Source organism: Polynucleobacter sp. AM-25C3 (genome assembly GCF_018882335.1).
In the GTDB taxonomy this organism is placed as follows: Bacteria; Pseudomonadota; Gammaproteobacteria; order Burkholderiales; family Burkholderiaceae; genus Polynucleobacter.
This window is the reverse complement of record NZ_JACVOS010000007.1, coordinates 14,763-34,914: the sequence shown is the minus strand read 5'-3', so window position 1 is coordinate 34,914 and position 20,152 is coordinate 14,763. Positions and strand designations below refer to the sequence as shown.

The 20,152-nt window shown below is 48.5% G+C and carries 14 protein-coding genes; 6 read left to right on the top strand and 8 right to left on the bottom strand.

The features are described 5' to 3' along the window. Positions 1-34: 34 nt before the first annotated feature. Positions 35-922 carry an SDR family oxidoreductase gene (locus ICN12_RS06205; RefSeq protein ID WP_216271617.1) on the top strand — a complete coding sequence of 296 codons (888 nt, stop codon included), beginning with the start codon at positions 35-37 and terminating at the stop codon, positions 920-922. Here ICN12_RS06205 and ICN12_RS06200 read toward each other — a convergent pair. From ICN12_RS06200 to ICN12_RS06190, 3 genes are all read right to left on the bottom strand, one after another. Further along, positions 903-2,675 (bottom strand): glutamine--tRNA ligase/YqeY domain fusion protein, encoded by a 1,773-nt coding sequence (locus ICN12_RS06200; RefSeq protein ID WP_216271615.1) that lies wholly within the window; start codon positions 2,673-2,675, stop codon positions 903-905. The two genes, ICN12_RS06205 and ICN12_RS06200, sit on opposite strands and share 20 nt — an antisense overlap. A gap of 83 nt (positions 2,676-2,758) precedes the next feature. After that, complete coding sequence (locus ICN12_RS06195; RefSeq protein ID WP_216271613.1) at positions 2,759-4,264, bottom strand: tripartite tricarboxylate transporter permease; 1,506 nt, start codon at positions 4,262-4,264, stop codon at positions 2,759-2,761. A 19-nt stretch (positions 4,265-4,283) separates the two neighbouring features. Then, complete coding sequence (locus ICN12_RS06190) at positions 4,284-4,742, bottom strand: tripartite tricarboxylate transporter TctB family protein (protein ID WP_216271611.1); 459 nt, start codon at positions 4,740-4,742, stop codon at positions 4,284-4,286. A 125-nt stretch (positions 4,743-4,867) separates the two neighbouring features. Between ICN12_RS06190 and alaS the strand changes: the two genes are divergently transcribed. Continuing rightward, positions 4,868-7,492 (top strand): alanine--tRNA ligase, encoded by a 2,625-nt coding sequence (gene alaS / locus ICN12_RS06185; RefSeq protein ID WP_216271609.1) that lies wholly within the window; start codon positions 4,868-4,870, stop codon positions 7,490-7,492. 8 nt (positions 7,493-7,500) lie between these two features. Beyond that, positions 7,501-7,728, top strand: coding sequence for a sulfurtransferase TusA family protein (locus ICN12_RS06180; RefSeq protein WP_216271749.1), 228 nt, complete (start codon positions 7,501-7,503; stop codon positions 7,726-7,728). Positions 7,729-7,868: 140 nt separating this feature from the next. On the opposite strand, the gene galU is transcribed toward ICN12_RS06180, so the two are convergent. Then, complete coding sequence (gene galU / locus ICN12_RS06175; protein WP_216271607.1) at positions 7,869-8,753, bottom strand: UTP--glucose-1-phosphate uridylyltransferase GalU; 885 nt, start codon at positions 8,751-8,753, stop codon at positions 7,869-7,871. Between the two features lie 30 nt (positions 8,754-8,783). Further along, positions 8,784-11,684, bottom strand: coding sequence for a valine--tRNA ligase (locus tag ICN12_RS06170; RefSeq protein WP_216271605.1), 2,901 nt, complete (start codon positions 11,682-11,684; stop codon positions 8,784-8,786). Positions 11,685-11,708: 24 nt separating this feature from the next. Between ICN12_RS06170 and ICN12_RS06165 the strand changes: the two genes are divergently transcribed. Next, on the top strand, positions 11,709-14,099 hold the full coding sequence (locus ICN12_RS06165) for a UvrD-helicase domain-containing protein (protein ID WP_216271603.1): 2,391 nt from the start codon (positions 11,709-11,711) through the stop codon (positions 14,097-14,099). 24 nt (positions 14,100-14,123) lie between these two features. On the opposite strand, the gene ICN12_RS06160 is transcribed toward ICN12_RS06165, so the two are convergent. From ICN12_RS06160 to ICN12_RS06150, 3 genes are read right to left on the bottom strand one after another with little or no spacing between them, the layout of a single operon-like run. Further along, entirely contained in the window at positions 14,124-14,906 is a 783-nt protein-coding gene (locus ICN12_RS06160; RefSeq protein ID WP_216271601.1) for a BPSS1780 family membrane protein, read from the bottom strand. Continuing rightward, positions 14,903-15,880 carry a homoserine kinase gene (locus tag ICN12_RS06155; protein ID WP_216271598.1) on the bottom strand — a complete coding sequence of 326 codons (978 nt, stop codon included), beginning with the start codon at positions 15,878-15,880 and terminating at the stop codon, positions 14,903-14,905. Before ICN12_RS06155 ends, ICN12_RS06160 begins: the two co-directional genes overlap by 4 nt. A gap of 44 nt (positions 15,881-15,924) precedes the next feature. Then, positions 15,925-16,332, bottom strand: coding sequence for a hypothetical protein (locus tag ICN12_RS06150; protein WP_255537726.1), 408 nt, complete (start codon positions 16,330-16,332; stop codon positions 15,925-15,927). Between the two features lie 81 nt (positions 16,333-16,413). Here ICN12_RS06150 and polA point away from each other — a divergent pair, with 81 nt between their 5' ends. Then, positions 16,414-19,242 (top strand): DNA polymerase I, encoded by a 2,829-nt coding sequence (gene polA / locus ICN12_RS06145; protein WP_216271596.1) that lies wholly within the window; start codon positions 16,414-16,416, stop codon positions 19,240-19,242. Between the two features lie 16 nt (positions 19,243-19,258). Then, positions 19,259-20,152, top strand: coding sequence for a dienelactone hydrolase family protein (locus ICN12_RS06140; RefSeq protein ID WP_216271593.1), 894 nt, complete (start codon positions 19,259-19,261; stop codon positions 20,150-20,152).

Below are 20,152 nucleotides of genomic sequence, written 5' to 3'. Positions count from 1 at the left end.
TCATTCCTTTCAATAAATCGTTACGATGTGACCTATGCAATCTTTTGGTAAATCTCGAATCCTGATCATCGGCTGTGGTGATATTGGCCTTCGCGTTGCCAAGCAACTTACGAAAACTTGCCGCGTCTACGCCTTAACTTCCCAGAAAACACGTTTTCAGGACTTGAGAGCGGTTGGCGCGATTCCGATTTTGGGGGATCTGGATAAGTCCGATAGCTTGTGGCGTTTGAGTGGATTAGCAGAAACCGTGATTCACTTAGCACCACCCCAAAATGCAGGTCATCGTGATTGCCGAACTCGCAACCTCCTCCGAATTTTAGCCCAAGGCTCTGGCACCGTCAGGCGCCTGATTTATGTGAGTACGACTGGCGTCTACGGGGATCATGCGGGAGGCAGGGTGAGTGAGGTCACCCCAGTTAACCCTCAAAGCGAGCGAGCTAAGCGACGGGTAGATGCAGAAGATTGCCTACGTCTATGGGCGCCAGCTCATGGGGTAGTCCTCACCATCCTCCGTGTCCCGGGTATTTATGCTGCAGACCGATTGCCGGTTGATCGGATTCAGGCTGGAACACCCGCTTTAATTTCGACCGAAGATGCGTACTCGAATCACATCCAAAGCGATGATTTGGCAAGGCTTGTGTGTGCGGCCGTGTATCACGGTAAACCACAGCGCGTAATTAATGCCTGTGATGGTGGTGAAACCAAAATGGGTGATTACTTTGATAAAGTAGCGGATGCATTTGGTTTGGAGCGACCACCAAGATTGCCGGCTGCGCAGTTGGAGAAAATCGTATCTCCGATGCTCTGGTCTTTTATGCGGGAGTCACGGCGTGTAACGAATGCGCGACTAAGAGAATTAAAAACCCCACTACGCTATCCCAGCGTGGCAGAGTTTCTGAAAACTATTTCCAAGAATCCTTAAGGCCAACTGTACGATTAAACACTGGCTTGCCAGGCGTTGAATCATTTTGGTCGGCAACAAAATAACCGTGGCGCTCAAACTGAAAGCGTTCTTCAGCTTTAGTATCTTTCATACAAGGCTCTAAGTACGCAGTAATCGTTTGCTTTGAATTCGGATTAATCGCATCTAAGAAATTCTTATCACCGCTATCGGGATACGGGTCGCTGAACAAGTGATCATAGAGGCGTACTTGTGCAGGCACCGCCTCTGCTGCGCTTACCCAATGAATATTTCCCTTAACTTTGTAATTATTTGAGCCAGGGGTTCCGCTCTTGCTATCAGCAAAGTGGGTGGCATTCACTTGAGTCACATTGCCATTGGCGTCTACTTCAAAGCCGGTGCATTCAATCACAAAGCCATGACGCAAGCGTACACGTCCACCGGGCTGATCGCCAATCGGTGGATAGAGTCTGAAGAAACCTTTAATCGGTTCTTTCATGAAGTCATCTTCTTCAATCCACAATTCTTTTGTAAAATGAAGCTCACGATTACCCCACTCGGGGTGCTGTGGATGGCGCGGCGCCGAGCAAGGCTCGCTGGCCGATGTATCAAAGTTTTCAATCACTAGCTTGAGCGGCTTGAGAACCGCAGTAGCCCGAGGCGCCTTAGCTTCTAGGTCATCGCGTAAGGCTTGATCTAGGGTGCTCATATCAATCCAGCTATCGGCCTTAGAAACACCAATGCGCTCGCAAAACAAGCGAACACTCTCAGGCGTATAACCCCTGCGACGAATACCGACAATAGTTGGCATGCGTGGGTCGTCCCAGCCATCCACATGTTTTTCTTCTACTAATTGCAGTAGCTTGCGCTTGCTGGTGAGGGTGTAAGTTAAGTTCAGGCGGGCGAATTCATACTGATGTGGAACAGGGTTTTTGAAGATTCCCAGCTCGGCCAAAGCATTGACGATCCAATCGTAGAGTGGGCGATTGTTTTCAAATTCGAGAGTGCAAATAGAGTGTGAAACATTTTCTAGTGCATCTGAAATACAGTGCGTGAAATCATACAAAGGATAGATACACCACTTACTGCCAGTGCGATGATGATCAGTGTGGCGAATGCGATAGACCACAGGATCGCGCATCACAATGTTCGGATGCGCCATATCAATCTTCAGGCGCAGAACATGTTCGCCATCTTTGTATTTTCCATCACGCATCTCACGAAAGAGTGCGAGATTGTCATCAGGAGTCCGATCGCGGTAAGAACTATTTTTTCCAGCCTGACCAAAGTTGCCACGATTAGTGTGAATGTCATCCGCACTTTGGCTATCGACATAAGCTTTGCCATTCTCAATCAATAGTTCTGCAAATTTGTAGAGCTCATCAAAGTAATCACTCGCGTGATAAAGATGTGTACCCCAATCAAAGCCAAGCCATTTGACTGCATCCAAAATACTGTCAGCGTATTCAATATCTTCTTTTACTGGATTGGTGTCATCCAGGCGCATATTACAACGAGCACCACCCGCTTGATTGTTGTAATCCGCTGCTAAGCCAAAGTTCAGGCAGATGCTTTTTGCATGACCAATGTGTAAATAGCCATTGGGTTCTGGTGGAAAGCGCGTAATGATGGAGGGAATAGATTCACCCTCTCGGTTGCTGCGGTTCTGGTAAGCGCCACTCGCCAGGTCATGATCGATGATCTGGCGCAAAAAGTTAGAGGGCTCGGCAATAGTGCCGGCAGGCGATTTGGATGGTTTGCTATCTTGGGACATGGGCTCATTGTAGAGAAAAGCCCCGCCCATAAAGAAAAAAGCCCGCAAACTGTTGCGGGCTCGTTCTAGTGAAGGCAGGGGTATTAATCCTCTTCGGCAAAAGCCTCTTCACGGGTTTTCTTAACGGCTGGCAATGCCACGATCACCACCAAGAGGGCTGCTGCGATGAGCAAGCCTAAAGACAATGGGCGGGTTAAGAAGGTTGTGAAATCACCGCGGGATAACAATAGGGCGCGGCGGAAGTTCTCTTCCATCATTGGTCCAAGTACGAAACCGAGCAGCAATGGAGGAGGTTCGCAACCGAGTTTGAAGAAAAGGTAACCAATTAAGCCAAAGGCTGCAGTGACATAAACGTCAAAAACAGCGTTGTTAACGGTGTATACGCCGATACAGCAGAACACCAAAATAGCAGGGTACATAAAGCGATACGGAATCTTCAAGAGCTTTACCCAGATACCAATGAGCGGCAAGTTCAAGAGAATCAACATCACGTTACCAATCCACATGGAGGCGATCAGACCCCAGAACAAGGCTGGGTTGCTGGTCATTACCTGTGGACCCGGCTGAATATTGTGAATCGTCATTGCGCCAACCATCAAAGCCATCACAGCATTTGGTGGGATACCTAAGGTAAGCAATGGAATGAATGAGGTTTGAGCTGCAGCATTATTGGCTGCTTCAGGACCTGCAACACCTTCAATCGCACCCTTACCAAACTCATGGCTGTACTTGGAGGATTTCTTCTCAACTGAGTAGGCGCCAAAGGCAGCCAAGGCTGCACCGCCACCTGGCAAGATGCCCAAAACAGAGCCAATGGTTGTGCCGCGCAAGATCGATGGAATCATGCGCTTCACATCCTCTTTGGTTGGCATCATGGTGGTCATCTTGTTCAAGAAGCCCTCATCCTCACCTTTTTTCTCAAGGTTACCCATGATTTCAGCGAAGCCAAATACACCCATTGCTACGGCTACGAAACCAATGCCGTCACTCAACTCGGGGATATCAAACGCGTAGCGTGATACGCCAGAGTTCACATCGGTACCAATCAAGCCCATCAATAGACCGAGGATGATCATGCCTATTGCTTTGATCAAAGAGCCTGATGCTAGAACAACCGCACCAATTAACCCTAATACCATTAGGGAGAAATACTCGGCAGGACCAAACTTAAATGCCAGTTGAGAGAGTGGTGCTGCAAATGCTGCCAACACCAAGGTGGCTACGCAACCAGCAAAGAATGAACCCATACCCGCAGTAAAGAGGGCTACGCCAGCTCGACCATTTCTAGCCATTTGGTAGCCATCAATTGCCGTGACTACCGAGGACGTTTCCCCTGGGATATTGAGCAAAATAGCGGTAGTTGAACCACCGTACTGTGAGCCATAGTAAATGCCTGCCAACATAATTAAGGCGGCAATTGGAGGCAATGCGTAGGTCGCTGGCAACAACATCGCGATCGTAGCGATAGGGCCTAGGCCAGGCAAAACACCAATTAAGGTCCCTAAAATACAACCAATAAAGCAGTAGAGGAGGTTTTGTAAGGTAAATGCGGTATCGAAACCGAGGGCTAAATTAGTAAATAAGTCCATTTTTTAGTATCCCGGTTCGTTATTGAAGAAAGAAAGGCAGTAATGGGAACTGAAGCTTTAGTCCCAATACGAATACCGAGTAGGTAAAGACAACTAGGAAGGTGGCATTAATTAATGTGCCCTTCCAGTGAAATTCATGACTAGCGCTAGCTGACATAAACACCAGCACAAACACGGCCACAATGAAGCCCATGGTTGGCAGGAGGATGCCGTAGAGGACTACGGAGCCAGTAATTAAGGCAATAATGCGCCAATGGAATTTGGGGATACTTTCAATAGCAGCCTTGGCACCCAAGGACTTCACAAGAACCAAGAGACCCAGGAAGGTCATCAGAAGGCCGAGGAAGAAGGGGAAGTAGCCAGGACCCATTTTGGCCGCAGTACCCATGGGGTATTGCATGGCGACAATTGAGAAGAATAGGCCAATAACCATGTACATGATTCCGGCGCCAAAATCCCGTTGATTGCGAATTTTCAAGTTGAACTCCTTGTGTATCGACTTGCATGTCGATCTATTTATTAATGTTACGGGATTGTAAGGCAGGATAGCGTAGGTTTTCCTAGGGTTTTCCCCCGACTAGTGCCAATGCGATAATTATTCGCATGAAAGTCTCCCAAATTCGCCAGGCATACCTGGACTACTTCGCCCAAAATGGCCATCAAATTGTTCCCTCCAGCCCAGTAGTGCCGGGAGATGACCCAACCTTGTTATTTACCAATGCGGGTATGAATCAGTTTAAGGACGTTTTTCTAGGTTTCGATAAACGCCCGTACAACCGCGCTACGACAGCCCAAAAGTGTATTCGCGCTGGCGGCAAACATAACGATCTCGATAACGTTGGCTATACAGCCCGTCACCATACCTTCTTTGAGATGTTGGGCAATTTCTCCTTTGGGGATTACTTCAAGAAAGATGCAATTCAGTTTGCTTGGGGCTTATTGACTGAGGTCTTTAAGCTTCCCGAAGAAAAACTGCTCGTCACTGTCTACGCTGAAGATGATGAGGCTTACGAGATTTGGAATAAGCAAATTGGTATACCTGCTGAGCGCATTATTCGCATCGGCGATAACAAGGGCGCGCGTTACGCTTCAGATAATTTCTGGATGATGGGCGATACAGGTCCGTGCGGTCCTTGCACTGAAATTTTCTATGATCATGGCCCTCATATTCCTGGTGGGCCTCCTGGAAGCCCTGAGGAAGATGGCGATCGCTATATTGAGATCTGGAACAACGTGTTCATGCAGTTCAATCGCGATGAAGCTGGCAATATGCATCCGCTGCCAAAGCCTAGCGTTGATACTGGTATGGGACTCGAGCGTATTGCAGCAGTGTTGCAACACGTCCACTCCAATTATGAGATCGACCTTTTTGTTAATTTACTGAAAGCGGCTAAAGAGGCTGTGGATGCTGCTGGTGGTGAGAATTGCGACCCCACTAGCCCATCCCTTAAAGTTATTGCCGACCACATTCGTGCTTGCAGCTTTATTGTTGTGGATGGCGTCATCCCTGGTAATGCTGGTCGTGGCTATGTCCTGCGTCGCATTACTCGTCGTGCAATTCGTCATGGCTATAAATTGGGTGCACGCAAACCATTCTTTTATCAACTCGTTCCAGCGCTTGTCAAAGAGATGGGTCTCGCTTATCCAGAATTACAAGCCGCAAAAGATAAAGTGAGTGAAGTGATTAAGCAAGAGGAAGAGCGCTTCTTTCAGACTATTGCTAATGGCATGGAAATTTTGGAGGGTGCACTTGCTGGTGGTGCTAAGACCGTTGATGGTGAAACCGCTTTCCGTTTGCACGATACCTTTGGTTTCCCATTGGATTTGACTGCTGACGTTTGTCGTGAGCGTGATGTGGCGGTTGACGCTGAAGGTTTTGAGTTGGCAATGCAAAAGCAACGCGATCAAGCTAGAGCTGCTGGTAAGTTCAAAGTCGCACAAGGTTTGGAGTATTCCGGCAAGCCGACCCAGTTCCACGGCTACGACACCTTAAAGCATGATGGTGCCAAAGTAACTGCGCTTTATGTCGATGGATCTGCTGTGCAGTCAGTAAAGGCTGGCGATGCTGCAGTAATCGTTTTAGACAACACCCCTTTCTATGCGGAGTCCGGTGGACAGGTTGGCGACAAGGGTGAATTGCGGAATGAAGCAGTGCGCTTTGCGGTTGAAGACACTTTCAAGATTCAGGCGGATGTATTTGGTCATCAAGGTGAAGTACAGGAAGGCGAGCTGAAAGTCGGTGATGTGCTCAATGCTTTAGTGGACACCCAGCAAAGAACTGAAACCATGCGCAATCACAGCGCTACGCATATTTTGCACAAAGCATTGCGCGAAGTGTTGGGCGATCATGTTCAGCAAAAGGGCTCCTTAGTGGATGCTAGCAAAACCCGTTTTGACTTCACCCACAACGCACCGATTACTGCGGCAGAGATTCGTCGTGTGGAAGATATTGTTAATGCCGAGATCCTGGCCAATACCGCGACTTCCGGAAAAGTCATGTCATTAGATGATGCTCAAAAGACGGGCGCCACAATGCTCTTCGGCGAGAAGTACGGTGACGAGGTGCGTGTTCTAGAAATCGGCAGCTCTAAAGAACTCTGTGGCGGAACTCACGTGGGTCGCACTGGCGATATTGGTAGCTTGAAGATTGTTTCTGAAGGCGGCGTTGCTGCAGGCATTCGTCGTGTTGAAGCGGTCACTGGCAGAAACGCATTGAACTTCCTGCAAGGTCTCGAAGACAAGATTAATGAAGCTGCCACGATTCTGAAGACTCATCCAGGCGATTTGGTGAATCGGGTTGCGCAACTGCAAGATAGCTTGCGCCAGGCTGAGCGCGAGTTGGATAAAGTGAACTCTAAGTTTGCTGCAAGCCAAGGTGATGAGTTGGCTACCCAAGCAATTGATGTCAACGGTCTGAAAGTATTAGCTGTCCGTTTGGATGGTGCTGATGCTCAAGTACTGCGCGAGACCATGGATGCCCTGAAGGCAAAGTTGAAGACTGCAGCAATTGTGTTGGCTTCAGTTCAAGGTGACAAGGTGAGCTTGATTGCTGGTGTGACTGCAGATTCGATTGCTAAAGTCAAAGCAGGCGATCTGGTGAACTTTGTGGCGCAACAAGTGGGCGGTAAAGGTGGCGGTAAGCCAGAGATGGCAATGGCAGGTGGCACTGATCCAAGTAAGCTAGGTGCAGCTTTAGCTGGCGTTAAAGAGTGGGTGGCATCTAAGTGAGTAATACCATCGAATTTAATCTCGAAGTAGACGCCATTGGTATGAACTGCCCGCTTCCGATCTTGCGTACTAAGAAAGCCTTAGCCACGATGCAATCAGGCGAGGTCTTGAAGGTGAAGGCAACGGATTCTGGCGCGGCACATGACTTCCCGGCGTTCGCTAAGCAGACTGGTAACGAGCTCTTGTCCAGCACTACGGAGGGTGATGTTCTGGTCTTCTTCCTAAGGAGAAGATAAGGCTTCTTAAGTGTTAGAAACAAGCATTGGATGCAAGCATTAGAAATCTCAGTGCAAAAGAAAAGGCAGAAAGTAATTTCTGCCTTTTTTGTATTCTATTTCGCGGGATGTAAAAACACCCTTTGAACTAGGGATGCGGCTTAAGTCAAAGAACGATTCTTTAAATATGCCGCAAATTCAGTGCTGACCTCGGGGTGACGCAAAGCAAATTCTACTGAAGCTTTGAGGTAGCCAAGCTTGCTTCCGCAGTCATAGCGCACCCCATCATATTCATAAGCGAAGACGGGCTCTTCTTTCAACAAAGAGGCAATTGCATCGGTTAGCTGAATTTCACCGCCGGCACCTGGCTTGAGATTGCGAATATGTTTGAAGATGTCCGAAGAAAGAACGTAGCGGCCTACTACCGCTAGGTTAGATGGTGCATCTTTTGGTTGTGGTTTCTCCACAATTCCATTCAGGCGATAGATGCCCTTGCTTACTTCGATGCCGTCCACAATGCCGTAAGAGCTGCTCTTAGCAGGATCAATTTTCTCCACCGCTAATACTGAGCTGTTCTGCTCATCAAAGACTTTGAGCATTTGCTTTAGAACCGGGGGTTGTCCATCAAGTAAGTCATCAGCGAGGATGATGGCAAAAGGCTCATCACGCACTAGCTTTTCTGCGCACAAGACGGCATGACCAAGACCTAGTGCTTCCGGTTGACGGACATAAACACAATCCACATGGCTTGGTTTAACGCTACGCACAATCTCTAGTAAAGCAGTTTTGTTCTTAGCTTCGAGCTCAGCTTCTAATTCGTAGGCCTTATCAAAGTGATCTTCAATCGCACGCTTGCTACGACCAGTCACAAAAATCATTTCAGTAATGCCAGCGGCAATGGCTTCTTCAACCGCATACTGAATCAGTGGCTTATCAACGACATTCAGCATCTCCTTCGGGCTAGCTTTGGTGGCTGGCAAGAAGCGTGTGCCTAGACCCGCAACAGGGAAGACGGCTTTGGTAACAGCTTTAGTGCTTAATGGCATGGAAATTCCGATCGCTTAAAGGAGCTACTTTTATTTCAGTCGTTCTAATTGTGCAACAAGCTTCTCATGGTTTTGCTCAAAGCCAGCAAGGCGTTGTTTTTCTTGGGCAACAACCTCTTCTGGCGCGCGAGCCACAAAGCTCTCGTTACCGAGCTTACTGCGGGCTTTGGTGATCTCATTAGCTAAGCGGTCAATTTCTTTGCCCAGACGAATTCTCTCTGCTGCAACATCCACTTCAATTTTGAGTAGTAATTTGGAGTTGCCGACTAGAGCCATTGGGGCACCTGGCGCATCCTTCTCAAGAGCAGATTCATCATCATAGATTTTGACTTCAGACAGCTTGGCCAAGGCGGTCAGGTATGGGCTAGCTTGCTTCAAGAAATCCTGTGGCCCACTAATCCACAAAGGCACCTTTAGCGCGGGAGAGACTTGCATCTCACCACGCAGATTGCGGCAAGCATCTACGATAGATTTAATTTGGGCAACCCAAGCTTCGCTTTGTTCATCAATCTTGTCGAGTTGAGCAACTGGGTAGGGTTGTAAGGCAATCGTTTGTTTGTCTTGCTTGGATAACTCTTTACCCACTTTAGGCCCAACGGTTTGCCAAAGGGTTTCAGTGATAAATGGAATGAGTGGGTGAGCCATACGCAAGATGGTTTCCAGCACGCGCAAGAGGGTGCGACGAGTCGCACGTTGTTGTGCAGGAGTGCCTGTTTGCAATTGAACTTTGGCTAACTCCAAATACCAATCGCAATACTCATCCCAAACAAACTGATAAATACTCGTAGCGATGTTGTCAAAGCGGTAGTTTTGGAAACCTTTGGCGACATCGGCCTCAGTTCTTTGCAATAGTGAAACAATCCATCGATCTGCAGGAGAGAAGTCTAAATAACCTTCTGGTCCGCATTGGTTATCACACGGTGCAAAACCATTCTCCTCGTCATTGCCAGGGCAATTCATGAGTACAAAGCGCGTTGCATTCCACAGCTTGTTACAGAAGTTGCGATAGCCTTCGCAACGCTTCTGATCAAAGTTAATGTTACGACCAAGTGAGGCGAGTGAGGCGAAGGTAAAGCGCAGAGCATCCGTACCAAACGCCGGAATACCTTCCGGAAATTCTTTCTTGGTTTTCTTGCCAATGCTTTCAGCTTGCTTAGGATTCATCAAGCCGGTTGTACGCTTGGCAACTAAATCTTCAATCTTGATGCCGTCAATCAAATCGATTGGGTCCAAAGTATTACCTTTGGACTTACTCATCTTCTGGCCTTCAGCATCGCGTACCAAACCATGCACATACACGGTATCAAATGGCACCTTGCCAGTGAAGTGGCAGGTCATCATCACCATGCGGGCAACCCAAAAGAAGATGATGTCAAAGCCAGTCACCAATACTGATGATGGTAAGAAGTGCTTGAGTGCGGGTGTCTCTTCAGGCCAACCCAATGAGCTAAACGGTACGAGTGCAGAACTAAACCAAGTATCCAAGACATCGGGATCGCGATTGAGTTGACCTGTATAGCCAGCAGTTGATGCTTTGGATTTGGCTTCTTCTTCAGAGCGCGCTACAAAGATCTGCCCATCATCGCCATACCAGGCAGGGATTTGATGACCCCACCAGAGTTGACGAGAGATGCACCAGTCTTGAATATTTTCAAGCCACTGGGAGTAGGTGCTAATCCAGTTTTCGGGGACGAGTTTGATGTCACCCTTAGTCACAGCATCTAAAGCGGCGCCGGCAATGGATGAGCCAGGTTGATATTTGTTATCAGGGCTTGGCTTAGATACTGCAACAAACCACTGATCTGTGAGCATGGGCTCGATGATGGTTTGCGTGCGGTCACCGCGCGGCACCATCAATTTGTGAGGCTGAACTTTTTCTAATAAACCAGCAGCATCTAAATCTGAAACGATCTGCTTGCGTGCCGCAAAGCGCTCAAGACCTTGATAAGTTTCTGGGGCATTCTCATTAATTTTTGCATCGAGAGTCAGAATATTAATGAGTGGTAAGTGATGACGCTGACCAACGGCGTAGTCATTAAAGTCATGTGCCGGTGTTACTTTTACGACACCAGTACCAAAAGCTAAATCAACATAGTCATCTGCAATGATCGGAATCTCACGATTGCAAAGTGGTAGATGTACAGACTTGCCAATCAGATGTTTGTAGCGTTCGTCTTCTGGATTCACCATGACGGCAACGTCACCCAATAAAGTTTCTGGGCGAGTCGTAGCAACGGTCAGGTGCCCTGAGCCATCGGCTAAGGGATAGCGGATATGCCACATCGAGCCATCTTCTTCTTCGCTCACCACTTCTAAATCTGAAACTGCAGTGCCAAGGACTGGATCCCAGTTCACGAGACGCTTGCCGCGGTAAATCAGACCTTGTTCATGTAAACGAACAAACACTTCGACCACTGCTTTAGACATTTTGCTGTCCATGGTGAAATATTCTTTACCCCAATCAATCGAAGCACCTAAGCGACGAATCTGACGGGTAATGGTAGAGCCCGAAGTTTCTTTCCACTCCCAAACTTTTTCTAAGAATTTCTCGCGACCCAAATCATGGCGAGATATTTTCTGCGCATCAAGCTGACGCTCAACAACGATTTGTGTGGCGATACCAGCGTGGTCTGTACCCGGTACCCACAAAGTATTTTTGCCAGACATGCGAGCATGACGCACCAAGCCATCCATGATAGTTTGGTTGAAGGCGTGACCCATATGCAGAGTGCCGGTCACATTCGGTGGTGGCAACTGAATCGAGAAATCTTCCTTACCTTCATCTAGAGTAGCGTCGGCAATACCTCGGCGTTCCCATTCCGGACCCCAATAAGCTTCAATGGGGGCAGGTTCGTAGGATTTGGCTAGTTCGTCTACAGAGCTAGCTAATTGAGAATTGGATGAATTAGGGGTATTCGAAGCATTTGGCATAAGAGGCAAATTATAATTGGGGCGATGTACTCAGACCTCCTCGCAAACCTTAATCCAGAACAACGCGAGGCAGTGACCCTCCCGCCCGTCAATCAACATGGTCAGGCCCAGTCCGCCCTGATCTTGGCTGGCGCGGGCAGCGGCAAGACCCGCGTGCTCACCACCCGCATAGCTTGGCTGATCCAAACAGGCCAGGTTTCGCCTATTGGCGTCCTCGCGGTGACCTTTACCAATAAGGCTGCCAAGGAGATGATGCTGCGTTTAAGTGCCATGTTGCCCATCAATACCCGGGGTATGTGGATTGGCACCTTTCATGGACTTTGTAACCGTTTATTGCGTGCGCACCACAAAGAAGCCGGTTTGCCATCTACTTTTCAGATTTTGGACACCCAAGACCAGCTATCTGCCATTAAGCGCCTTTTGAAGGGTTTAAAGGTCGATGATGAGAAATATCCCCCTAAGCAGCTGCAATATTTCATTGCCCACGCCAAAGAGCGTGGTCAGCGCGCTCGCGAACTATCCGTAGGGGATGATTTCCAGGCCAAGATGGCTCAGTTGTATGAAGCCTACGATGAGCAGTGCCAACGGGAGGGCGTAGTTGACTTTGCTGAACTCCTATTGCGCAGTTATGAATTGCTCAAACATAACGAAGCGATTCGCACACATTACCAAGAGCGTTTCCGTCACATCTTGATTGATGAGTTCCAAGATACCAATGCCTTGCAATACGCTTGGCTTAAATTACTTTCTGGGCACGATGCCAGCCGCGTCAATGTCAGCAGCGCTGGAAGTAGTGCAGTCTTCGCTGTAGGTGATGATGATCAAAGTATTTACGCCTTCCGTGGTGCTGATGTAGAGAACATGCGCCTTTATGAAAAGCAATATCACCCGATGATGGTCAAGCTCGAGCAAAACTATCGCTCGCATGGCCACATCTTAGATACCGCTAACTATCTGATTTCTAGCAACACAGATCGTCTTGGTAAAAACCTGCGGACCGACGCAGGCCATGGTGAGCCAGTCCGCATCTATGACGCCCCAAGCGATCATGCAGAAGCCGCGTGGCTTGTTGATGAAATCAAAGCGCTAGTTAATAGTGGCATCAAGCGTACAGAGATTGCTTTGCTCTATCGAAGCAATGCGCAGTCACGCATCATTGAGCACGCTTTATTTTCTGCGGCGATTCCGTATCGTGTTTATGGTGGATTGCGCTTCTTCGAGCGCGCTGAGATTAAGCATGCCTTAGCGTATTTACGTCTTCTAGAAAACCCCAACGATGACACCTCGTTCTCACGGGTAGTTAATTTTCCGACACGCGGTATTGGCGCTAGATCCATTGAGGCCGTGCAAGATGCTGCACGTGCTCAGAATAGCTCTCTGTATTTAGCGGCATCAACATTGGATGGTAAAGCGGGTGCCACTCTCGGTGGCTTTGTGCGCTTGGTAGATCACATGCGCGAAGCAACACGTCACAACACTTTGCCGGAAACTGTAGAGTTCGTTATCCAACATAGTGGCTTAATTCAGCACTATCTCTCTGAGCGTGAAGGTCAAGACCGCGTAGAGAACTTACAAGAATTGATTAACGCCGCCACCGCATTTATTGCGGAAGAGGGTTATGGTCAAGATGCCACTGCTGCCACCCCACCGGGCGAGAATGCGCCTGGTGTAGTCGAGGTTTCTCCTTTGGCTGCATTCTTATCGCATGCCTCACTAGAGGCTGGCGACAACCAAGCGCAAGCTGGACAAGACGCTGTGCAGCTCATGACGGTGCACTCAGCGAAGGGGCTGGAGTTCACATCCGTATTTATTACCGGCTTGGAAGAGGGATTATTTCCTCATGAGAACAGCGTTAATGAGCAGAATGGCCTAGAGGAAGAGCGACGCTTGATGTATGTGGCGATTACTCGCGCCAAAGAACGCCTCTACCTTTCGCATACCCAATCCAGAATGCTGCATGGTCAAGTGCGTTACAACATGCCTTCCCGCTTCTTGGAAGAGTTGCCATCTGATTCACTAAAGTGGCTCACTCCGAAAGTGAAGGATGCCCGTTGGGGCGGAGGCAGTAATTACGGTAATGGCGGTCGCTCCGGCTCCACTTGGCAAGATGGCTACACGCGTCAGCGTGATTCTGACACCAATGATTTCTTTGACTCCGGCAGTGATCGTCAGCGACCCGCTAAGCAACTTGGTCGTGTCGGCTCTGCCTCTAGCTCCGTAACCAGAATGGCTTCACCGCCACGAGGCAATTACCCATTCACGATTGGGCAAAATGTTTTCCATACCAAGTTTGGTGAGGGGCGTGTGACAGGCTTAGAGGGTAATGATGCCGATGCTCGTGCACAAGTGAACTTCAAGCGTCATGGCGTGAAGTGGTTGCAGCTTAGTATTGCCAAGCTTGCTGCGATAGATTAACTAGCTGAGCAACTAAGCAAGCAATTAAGCAATTAAAGTTGCTGATTCTTTTTCAGCGAAGCACGCTTTCCAGGTGGCAAAGAAAGAGCAGTGCATCACAGTCAATCCCGCCATTGAGAGTGGGGCGATGATGAAGGATGCGGCTTGACCAAAATCGAGCGCATCAAAAATAGAGCCAATCGTCAGGGGAATAGCGATCAAGATCGCACCCCAAATAGCGATATATAAAAAGAACGCTCCGCGATTTGCCCAGCAGGCGATCGCACTAGAGAAAAGCGCCTGCGGCACAGACATCTCGGCCCAAGCAACCAGCACAGGTGAGAACCACATCAACATGGCTACAGGTACGTAGAGTAAGCCGCCAAAAAAGAGAATCAAATAGATTTGGCGCACGGCTTCGGGTGTAATCGGCTTATCACCAGTCATGAGCGGTAGCAGTAATTCAAAATCCACCAGCATGCTTAAGATAAAGCTAAGGACAAGAATGAGTGCTGAGTACACAAGGCCCAGTTGCAGAATGCGCTTGCGAATCAGGGGGGTTGATTGCAAGGCAATCAAATATACCGTTGGACGGATACGTTCTTTTTGAATCGCTTGTCGACAGGCTGTCATGAAGCCAACTGATAAGGTTGGTGTCAATAATAGAACGGCAAACACACCAATCACTGGTACGAGCACCGCTAACTGTGCAACAAATACGTACATAAATACCAGCATCAGAAATCCGAGAGGATTTTGTTTGAATAGCCAAATACCTTGGCGTATCCAGGTGTAGCCTTCTTTAGGGGCGACGGAGTTTAGTTTCATATTGCTTTGCGGCTTAAGAGAATATTTTCAAAATGACGGGGGTCATGGGGCGTGAGCATTTGAGCATCGCGTGGTAAGTAAAAATCCCACAGGCGTGAAATCCAAAAACGTAGGGCTGCTGCACGCACCATCAGCGGCCAGCTACGTTGCTCTATGTCAGTAAGTGGGCGAACAGCCCGATAGGAATCCATCAGCGCCTTGAACCGTACAGGATCTAAATCTTGTTTATTTTCAGCAAGACACCAATCATTTGCAGTGACTGCTAAATCAAATAACCATTTATCTGTGCCGGCGAAATAAAAGTCAAAGAAGCCACCCAGTTGATCTTGTGAGGTGTCGCTGGCGCCTTGAGGATCAAAGAGTACATTATCCCTAAACAGGTCGCAATGGCTTGCGCCTTGGGGCAGTGAGGCATAAGCCTCCGACGCGAAGAATTGCTCTTGAGTAGCAAGTTCAGTAGAGAGCAATTCTTTTTGTGTATCGCTAAGATGTGAAAGAACTTGCGGAACGGTTTTCTTCCACCAAGAAAGGCTACGAAGATTTTCTTGGGTCTGCTGAAAGTCTGCGCTCGCTAAATGCATCTTTGCTAAGTTCTCGCCAACCAATGCGCAGTGTTTGGCTTCTGGCGCCAGTCTAGATAGGCCTGGTAGCTTGCTGACAATCGCGGCTGGCTTGCCCTTAAGAGAAAACAGAATTTCTCCATTGGTATTCTCAAGTGGCTTGGGCACTCGAATGCCCTTATTCGCCAAGTGCCTCATCAACTCTAAATAATAAGGAAGTTGTTCTGCTGACAATCTTTCAAAAATAGTCAGAACATATTCTTGTTTCTTGCCGTCTTTCTCAGTATCGAGAAAGAAATTGGAGTTCTCAATGCCACCATGAATTCCGCGAATATCACTTGCTTGCCCAATATCAAAATCGTTGGCAATCCAGCTGGAGATATCACTTAGTTCAATGGGGGTGAAGACGGCCATGACTAATTAAGAAAAAATAGGTAGATGAAATGCAATCATCAAATTTAGAAAGGGATGCTGATGCTAGGTACGCTGATCAGATCAGTTTCTTTAGGTGCGCCTGGCATGACTGTTGCTGGCGGCGCCATTTCGTAGCTGGTGTAGCGCGTCTTCACGTCCACTTGGGTCGGCGAATTAGCATCTTTGTATTCGGTAACTTCAGTGCCAGTTGCTTCTTTATGTTGAAAGCTCGGTTTGCGGCCTTCAGGAGCGTTTGTCACTTCGGATGCGCTCACTGCAGGCGCCAAGGGCTGGCTATTAATGCGCTGCAGTTCTGATGGGCTGAGGGCCTGACTATTGTTCTGTGCGTGTGCTGAATGCAGGCCAAAAGAGGCAAAAGCCACAAAAAAGCTTGTAAGAACAAGGGTTTGGCTCAGGGAAGAGTGGAGTAAGTTAGTAAGAGCGTGCATCATTTTTCACCTTTTTAGGCCTCTTTTCAGGAGGATTTGAACCTGATCTGTAGGCAGTTAGCAACTAGATTGTACGATTGCGGTATGACTAAACATAGACTCTTGTTGGTAGACGGTTCTAGCTACCTCTATCGCGCCTTTCACGCCATGCCAGACCTCAGAAATGGGGCGGGCGATCCGACGGGGGCAATCTATGGAATGGTTAATATGATGCGCCGGGCTCGCTCGGAACTCAAGGCTGACCATATTGCCTGTGTTTTTGATGCCAAGGGGAAGACTTTCCGAGACGAAATGTACTCTGAGTACAAGGCGCACCGTTCTCCCATGCCTGAGGATTTGGTAAAGCAGATTGAGCCAATTCATGCCATGGTCAAGGCTCTAGGCTGGCCAGTACTGATGGTTTCTGGGGTTGAGGCCGACGATGTCATTGGCACCTTGGCTTGTCAGGCAACCCAAGCCGGATGGGAAACCATCATTTCTACGGGTGATAAGGATTTAGCGCAGTTGGTCAACCCTTCGGTCACCCTGATTAATACGATGACCAATGAAAAGCTAGATATTGCTGGCGTGATCGAAAAATTTGGCGTGCCTCCAGAGCGGATTGTGGATTACCTCTCGATCATTGGTGATACGGTCGATAACGTTCCCGGGGTTCCTAAAGCGGGACCTAAAACTGCTAACAAGTGGTTAGCTGAGTTTGGTGACTTGGATTGTTTGATGGCGAATGCCGATCAGGTGAAGGGTGTTGTGGGTGAAAACCTGCGCAATAGCTTGCAGTGGCTTCCACAGGCGCGCCAATTAATTACCGTCAAAACCGATTGTGATTTATCCCCCCATTTGCCGGGGCTAGATGATCTGCATGCGAAACCAGAAGACGCTCCACTGTTGCGAGAGTTGTTTGAGCGTTATGCGTTTAAGACTTGGCTACGTGATGTGGAGAAACAGCTTGGTGGATCTGGCGCTGAAGTCAGCGAAGGCTTTGATTTGGCAGGCAGCCCTATTAAAACTGCGCCAGAAGTGAAGGAAAAAGCTACAAGCAATCCATTTGGCCCCACTGCTACAGCAGCTACAACTGCCTTATCTCAAGAAACAACCGATCTTCAAGGAGCTATTGCTAAGCACTATGAATGTGTTGTCGATGAAGCCGCATTAGATCGCTGGCTTTTGAAAATTGAGGGCGCGCAACTGACTGCTGTTGATACAGAAACTACCGGCTTAGACGCTCTGGCTGCCGAGCTCGTAGGCATCTCGCTTTGTGTGACTCCGGGCGAGGCTTGCTACATTCCGGTGGCGCATCGCAACGGAGAAGATCAACTCAGTCGCGAGCTGGTCTTAGAAAAACTAAAGCCTTGGCTCGAAAGTTCTACGCATTTTAAAGTGGGGCAAAACTTAAAGTACGACGCACATATTTTTGCAAACTACAACATTACTTTGCAGGGCATTCGGTTTGATACTTTGCTTGAGTCCTATGTGCTCGAATCGCATATGCCGCACAACATGGATAACCTCGCTGAGCGACATCTCGGCATGAAGACGATTCGTTACGAAGAGGTTTGTGGAAAAGGTGTTCATCAAATTGGCTTTGATCAAGTCGATCTGAAGATCGCGACAGATTACGCCGCTGAAGATGCCGACATTACCCTGCGCCTGCATTTAGCTTTATGGCCACAAATTCAGGGTAGCCCTGGGCTGCTCTATGTTTATGAAAACATTGAGATGCCGGCCATGCGCGTCTTGGGCATCATGGAGCGCAACGGCATTCGGATTGATTCGGCATTACTCTCTCAACAAGGTCAAGAGGTCGGTAAGCGCCTGCTTGCTTTAGAGGGGGAGATTCACAAGCTAGCAGGACAACCATTCAATATTCAATCACCCAAGCAAATTGCAGAAATTTTGTTTGGGCAGTTGGAGTTACCCGTTATTAAGAAGACGCCATCGGGTGCGCCATCAACCGATGAAGAGGTTTTGCAGAAGTTAGCTGAAGATTACCCCTTGCCAGCGCGGATCTTGGATTACCGCAGCTTAGCTAAATTAATGTCGACCTATATTGAAAAACTTCCACGCATGGCCGACCCTAAGACTGGGCGCGTACACACCAATTTTTCTCAAGCCACTGCAGTGACAGGACGCTTGGCATCTAGCGAGCCGAATTTGCAAAACATTCCCGTGCGAACAGAAGAGGGTCGTCGCATTCGGGAGGCATTTATTCCGGCAGAAGGCTGTAAGTTACTGTCAGCTGATTATTCTCAGATTGAATTGCGCATCATGGCGCACATTGCTGAAGATGAAAATCTACTGGCCGCTTTTGCTGCTGGTAAGGATGTGCACCAAGCCACTGCTGCTGAGATTTTTGGTGTGCCATTGGAAAGCGTGACTTCAGAGCAGCGTCGTTATGCTAAGGTAATTAACTTTGGCTTGATCTATGGCATGAGTGCTTTTGGTTTAGCGGGTAACCTCGGCATTGAACGCTCGGCAGCACAAAGCTATATTGCGAAGTATTTCGATCGCTATCCTGGGGTTGCTCAATACATGGAGCGCACTCGCCTCGAGGCGCGAGAGAATGGCTATGTGGAGACGGTCTTTGGCAGACGGCTCTGGTTGCCTGAGATCAAGGGTTCCAATGGTCCTCGTCGCCAAGGCGCAGAGCGGGCTGCGATTAATGCACCGATGCAGGGAACTGCGGCTGACCTAATTAAATTGGCCATGATTGCGGTCGAGAACTGGCTTGAAAAGGAGCAGTTAAAGACCCGTATGTTGCTTCAGGTGCATGATGAATTGGTATTTGACGTACCCTTGGATGAATTGGAGCTCTTGCAGGCAAAGTTGCCCGACTTGATGTGTAAGGTGGCTGAGCTCAAGGTTCCTTTGGTGGTTGGCATTGGGATTGGCGATAATTGGGAAGAAGCGCATTAAATCAGGAGACTAAAAAATGACAAAAAAAGATCAAGATTCAAAAATAGTGTCTAGCGATAGAAGGGGTTTCATGAAAGCCTCTGCCATTACTGCAACAACGATGGGCATTGGTTTTGTAGCCGCCTCTGAGCCAGTCCTAGCTGCAGCGATTGAAACGGATTTCACTGGCATTAAAGCGGGTGAGCAAATGATTCCAGTCGGTAGCTTTCAGATGCCCGCTTATGTTTCTCGTCCAGAGAAGGCCAAAGGAAGTTTGCCGATTGTGATTGTCGCTAGCGAAATCTTTGGGGTACATGAGTACATTGCAGATGTCACTAGGCGTTTTGCTAAATTAGGTTACTTGGCCATTGCCCCAGAATTCTTTACCCGTGCCGGTGACCCGAATGCCTATGGCACTGTTGCTGAGATTCAAAAAAATATCGTGGCTCCAACTTCGGATATGCAGGTCCTAAATGACTTGCAAGCTGCATTGATTTGGGCTGGAAAAAATAGCGGTGACTTGAAAAAAGTAGGCGTGACTGGATTTTGCTGGGGTGGCCGCATTACTTGGCTGTCAGCCACATTGCCACAGGTTAAGGCTGGCGTAGCTTGGTATGGTCGTGTTATCGGTGAAAAAACTGAGGGCAATCCTCGTTACCCAGTGGACATCGCCGCCGACCTCAAGGCTCCAGTCTTAGGTTTATATGGTGGCGCCGATACTGGCATTTCTTTGGAGAGTGTTGAGCAAATGCGTGAAGCGCTTGCAAAGGCGGCTCCCAAAAATCCAGCAGCCAAAGCATGTCGCTTCGAAATTTATCCCGATACCCCACACGCATTTCATGCAGACTATCGCGCCACTTATCGCGAAGGCCCAGCGAAAGACGGCTGGGAAAAGTGCATTGCTTGGTTTAAACAAAATGGGGTAGCGTAA